The 558-nt window shown below is 33.7% G+C and carries 1 protein-coding gene; it reads left to right on the top strand.

Going from position 1 to position 558, the window contains the following annotated elements; genetic code table 11:
* Positions 1-14: 14 nt before the first annotated feature.
* A partial coding sequence (locus AMN80_RS04905; protein ID WP_143323389.1) for an NAD(P)(+) transhydrogenase (Re/Si-specific) subunit beta occupies positions 15-558 on the top strand: 544 nt, incomplete at its 3' end.

Here is a 558-nt window from a genome sequence, read left to right on the forward strand (position 1 = left end):
AAGAAAAAATAATGATATCAACAAATTTACAGGCTCTATTTTACCTTATCTCTGGCGTGTTGTTTATTCTCGCGCTAAGGGGGCTTTCATCACCTGAAACTTCTAGACAAGGAAACTTTTTCGGTATTTTGGGGATGTTAATTGCAGTTATAGTAACATTTTTATCAATCGGTAATTTTTCTTCAAGTTTTGTTTATGTAATCGGTTTTCTTTTAGTTGGCGGAAGTATTGGTGCATTTATTGCGTTCAAAATACCTATGACTGCAATGCCTGAGTTGGTAGCAGGTTTCCATAGTTTAGTTGGTTTAGCTGCAGTTTTTGTAGCTATTTCAGCTTTTTTAAATCCGGAGGCCTTTAATCTTGGAAATGTAGGAAATATTAAGCTCGCAAGTTTAATTGAAATGTCAATTGGTGCAGCAGTTGGCGCTATAACTTTTACCGGCTCTATAATTGCATTTTTAAAACTAAGAGGAATAATGTCTGGGTCTCCTATTACATTTCCAGGTCAACATATTTTAAATTTACTAATTTTAATATCTATAATAGGTCTAACCTATT

This window comes from Candidatus Pelagibacter communis (genome assembly GCF_001179985.1).
GTDB lineage: Bacteria > Pseudomonadota > Alphaproteobacteria > Pelagibacterales > Pelagibacteraceae > Pelagibacter > Pelagibacter ubique_J.